3 protein-coding genes are annotated in these 4155 nt (G+C 61.5%); all 3 read right to left on the reverse strand.

The genetic code is table 11. The features are described from left to right. Positions 1-72 precede the first annotated feature (72 nt). Positions 73-3039, reverse strand: coding sequence for a Tn3-like element TnAs3 family transposase (locus L2I46_RS28675; protein WP_001138064.1), 2967 nt, complete (start codon positions 3037-3039; stop codon positions 73-75). Positions 3040-3041: 2 nt separating this feature from the next. Beyond that, complete coding sequence (locus L2I46_RS28680) at positions 3042-3602, reverse strand: recombinase family protein (RefSeq protein ID WP_000147567.1); 561 nt, start codon at positions 3600-3602, stop codon at positions 3042-3044. A gap of 125 nt (positions 3603-3727) precedes the next feature. Beyond that, on the reverse strand, positions 3728-4155 hold a 428-nt coding region (locus L2I46_RS28685; protein ID WP_058662800.1), incomplete at its 5' end, for a DUF3330 domain-containing protein.

Raw genomic sequence — 4155 nt, forward strand, 5'->3', positions numbered from 1 at the left:
TCTCCGAATGAAAGCCTGTCCTCAGCATAGTACTGGGAAGGAGGGAGTGACCATCTCATTAAATAAAGCACGCTAAGCCGGTTGCAGAGGCCGTAGCGGCCTGAACTTCCCCGCGCCGATCTTGGCGCTGCTGCGCCATAGGTAATCACCGGTCAGGTTGATGTGCTCCCAGCCGAGTGGCGACAGGTACTGCAATAGCGAGTCATCGACGGCATGACCATTGCCGCGCAACGCATGCGCCGCACGCTCCAGGTAGACCGTGTTCCACAGCACGATGGCCGCCGTCACCAGGTTGAGGCCGCTGGCCCGGTAGCGCTGCTGCTCGAAACTGCGGTCACGGATTTCACCAAGGCGGTTGAAGAACACGGCACGGGCCAGCGCATTGCGCGCCTCGCCCTTGTTCAGCCCGGCATGCACGCGGCGGCGTAGCTCGACGCTTTGCAGCCAGTCGAGGATGAACAGCGTGCGCTCGATGCGGCCCAACTCGCGCAGCGCGACGGCCAAGCCGTTCTGGCGCGGGTAGCTGCCGAGTTTCCTGAGCATCAGCGAGGCCGTCACCGTGCCCTGCTTGATCGAGGTGGCCAGCCGCAGGATTTCGTCCCAATGGGCGCGGACGTGCTTGATGTTGAGCGTGCCGCCGATCATCGGCTTGAGCGCGTCATAGGCGGCATCGCCCTTCGGGATGTAGAGCTTGGTGTCGCCCAGGTCGCGGATGCGCGGCGCGAAGCGGAAGCCCAAGAGGTGCATCAGGGCGAAGACGTGATCGGTGAAGCCCGCCGTGTCGGTGTAGTGCTCCTCGATCCGCAGGTCGGATTCGTGGTACAGCAGGCCGTCGAGCACGTAGGTTGAGTCGCGCAGGCCGACATTGACCACCTTGGTGTGGAATGGCGCGTATTGGTCGGAGATGTGGGTGTAGAAAGTCCGTCCTGGGCTGCTGCCATATTTTGGGTTGATGTGCCCCGTGCTCTTTGCCTTGCTAGCGGTTCGGAAATTCTGTCCGTCCGATGATGATGTGGTGCCATCGCCCCAGTGCCCGGCAAAGGGATGCCGAAACTGAGCGTTGACCAGTTCAGCCAACGCTGTCGAGTACGTTTCGTCGCGGGTATGCCAGGCTTGCAGCCAAGCGAGCTTCGCGTAGGTCGTGCCGGGGCAGGACTCGGCCATCTTGGTCAGGCCCAGGTTGATCGCGTCGGCCAGGATCGTGGTCAACAACAGGTTCTTGTCCTTGGCCAGATCGCCCGATTTCAAGTGCGTGAAGTGCCGGGTGAAGCCCGTCCACTCATCGACTTCGAGCAGCAGTTCGGTGATCTTGACGTGCGGCAGGACCATGGCTGTCTGGTCTATCAGCGCCTGCGCGGTGTCGGGCACCGCCGCATCCAGCGGCGTGATCTTCAAGCCCGACTCGGTGATGATGGCATCCGGCAGGTCGTTGGCTGCCGCCATGCGGTTGACGGTGGCAAGTTGTGCTTCCAGCAGCGTCAGCCGCTCATGCAGATATTGTTCGCAGTCGGTGGCCACGGCCAGCGGCAATTCGCTGGACTGCTTGAGGCTGGTGAACTTCTCGGGCGGTACCAGGTAGTCCTCGAAGTCCTTGAACTGGCGTGAACCCTGCACCCAGATGTCGCCCGAGCGCAGGGAGTTCTTCAACTCGGACAGCGCGCACAGTTCGTAGTAGCGCCGGTCGATGCCGGCGTCGGTCATCACCAGTTTCTGCCAGCGCGGCTTGATGAAGCCGGTCGGTGCATCGGCTGGCAGCTTGCGGGCGTTGTCGGTGTTCATGCCGCGCAGCACCTCAATGGCATCAAGCACGTTTTTGGCGGCGGGCGCGGCCCGCAGCTTGAGCACGGCAAGGAATTCCGGTGCATAGCGGCGCAGGGTGGCGTAGCTCTCGCCGATGCGATGCAGGAAATCGAAGTCATCGGGTTGCGCGAGCTTCTGCGCCTCGGTGACGCTCTCGGCAAAGGAATCCCAGGACATGACGGCCTCGATGGCGGCAAACGCATCGCGGCCTGATTGCTTGGCGTCGATCAGCGCCTGACCGATGCGCCCGTACAGACGTACCTTGGCGTTGATGGCCTTGCCTGACGCCTGGAACTGCTGCTGATGCTTATTCTTGGCAGCGTTAAACAGCTTACCCAGGATGCGGTCGTGCAGGTCGATGATTTCGTCGGTGACGGTGGCCATGCCCTCGGTGGCCAGCGCCACGAGAGTGGCGTAGCGCCGTTGCGGCTCGAATTTGGCCAGGTCGGCGGGTGTCATCTGGCCGCCCTCGCGGGCAATCTTGAGCAGGCGGTTCTGGTGAACCAGCCGCTCGATGCCGGTAGGCAGATCGAGTGCCTGCCATGCCTTGAGGCGTTCGATGTGTTCCAGCATATGCCGCGAATTTGGCTTGGCCGGAGACTGGCGCAACCAAGCCAACCAGGTCGTCTTGCCGTTGTCCCGGCGCTTGAGCAGATCGTCGAGGCGGCGGCGATGCGCGTCCGCCAGTGGTTCGGCCAAGGCGTCGTAGATGCGCCGGTTAGCACGGGTGATCGCCTCGGCACTCGCCCGCTCGACGGCGTTGAGGGCGGGCAGAATGACCGACTGCCGCCGCAGGTGCCCGATCAAGGCGCTGGCCAGCACGATGCCTTTGTCGGTTTGCATCGCCAGCTCGGTCAGCATCTGGACGGCCTGCCGGTAATGGCTCATGGTGAAGGGCCGGAAACCGAACACGGTTTGCAGCTCGCTCAGGTGCTCGCGCCGGGTCTGCTCCCGCTGGCCGTACTCGTTCCAGCTTTCGACGCCGACCTTGAGCTGGTCGGCGACCAGCTTCAACAAGGGCGGGAACGGTAGTTCATCGACGCCCAGGATGACGCCGGGAAAGCGCAGGTAACAGAGCTGCACCGCGAAGCCCAGCCGATTGGCTGGCCCGCGCCGCTGTCGGATGATCGAGAGGTCGGTATCGTTGAATGTGTAATGTCGGATCAGGTCGTCCTTGGAGTCCGGCAACGCCAGCAGGCTTTCCCGCTCGGCGGCGGACAGGATGGAACGACGTGGCATATTTACTGATCCGTTCTCAAGTATTGATACAGGGTTTCGCGACTGATTCCGAATTCACGAGCAAGCTTGGTCTTTTGCTCGCCAGCCTCGACACGTTGGCGCAGTTCGGCAATACGCTCAGACGACAGGGATTTCTTCCTGCCACGGTAAGCCCCGCGTTGCTTGGCGAGCGCAATACCCTCGCGCTGACGCTCGCGGATCAGGGCGCGCTCGAACTCGGCGAACGCGCCCATCACCGAGAGCATCAGGTTCGCCATCGGAGAGTCTTCGCCAGTAAAACTGAGGTGTTCCTTGACGAATTCGATATGCACGCCGCGTTGTGTCAGCGTTTGCACGATCCGGCGCAAATCATCGAGATTGCGCGCCAGGCGATCCATGCTATGCACCACCACGGTGTCGCCGGTGCGGGCGAAGCTTATCAGCGCTTCCAGTTGCGGACGCTTGACATCCTTGCCGGATGCCTTGTCGCTAAAAGCGCGATCAACCTTGACGCCTTCCAGTTGCCGTTCCGGGTTCTGGTCGAAGGTGCTGACCCTGATATACCCAATGCGCTGTCCAGTCATGGAATTCCCTGCAAAATGTCAGGGAAGACTCTATGACCTTCAACGAGATATGTCAATAAATTCAAAATTCAATCCTATCCTGACGCAATTTACACATGGCATCTGACATCAGGTTAGGGTATGCCTCAACCTGACGGCGGCGAATCACAAGCGTCCGGTTTGACGCTGGTTTCGGTCGCAGTGCTGGCCCGCGCCTGGAAGCGCTGATAGCACTCCAGCCCGCAGAAATGCTCCACGTACTCGGCCCCTTCCGGCGTGAAGGCGGCATCGAGCGGGATTTCCTTGCAGCACACGCAGCAACTGGTGCTCGGTTCATTGGCGTTCATGGTGGTGTTCCTCCATTGGTTGACGAAGCCGACGAAGGCCGCCGCCGGCATCGGCCTGGCGAACAGGAAACCCTGCACCGTGTCGCAACCCGCCTGCCGCAACCACGCAAGGCAGTCGGGTGTTTCCACACCCTCGGCTACCACCTCCATTGTCGTTTTCAGAAGACGGCTGCACTGAACGTCAGAAGCCGACTGCACTATAGCAGCGGAGGGGTTGGATCCATCAG

The sequence above is a fragment of the Klebsiella sp. 2019SCSN059 genome (assembly GCF_021739525.1).
Lineage (GTDB): Bacteria > Pseudomonadota > Gammaproteobacteria > Enterobacterales > Enterobacteriaceae > Klebsiella > Klebsiella quasipneumoniae.

What these genes read in the sequence shown, in the direction of transcription:
- L2I46_RS28675 (WP_001138064.1), bottom strand. Translation starts at nt 3,039, where the DNA reads ATGCCACGTCGTTCCATCCTGTCCGCCGCCGAGCGGGAAAGCCTGCTG.
- L2I46_RS28680 (WP_000147567.1), bottom strand. Translation starts at nt 3,602, where the DNA reads ATGACTGGACAGCGCATTGGGTATATCAGGGTCAGCACCTTCGACCAG.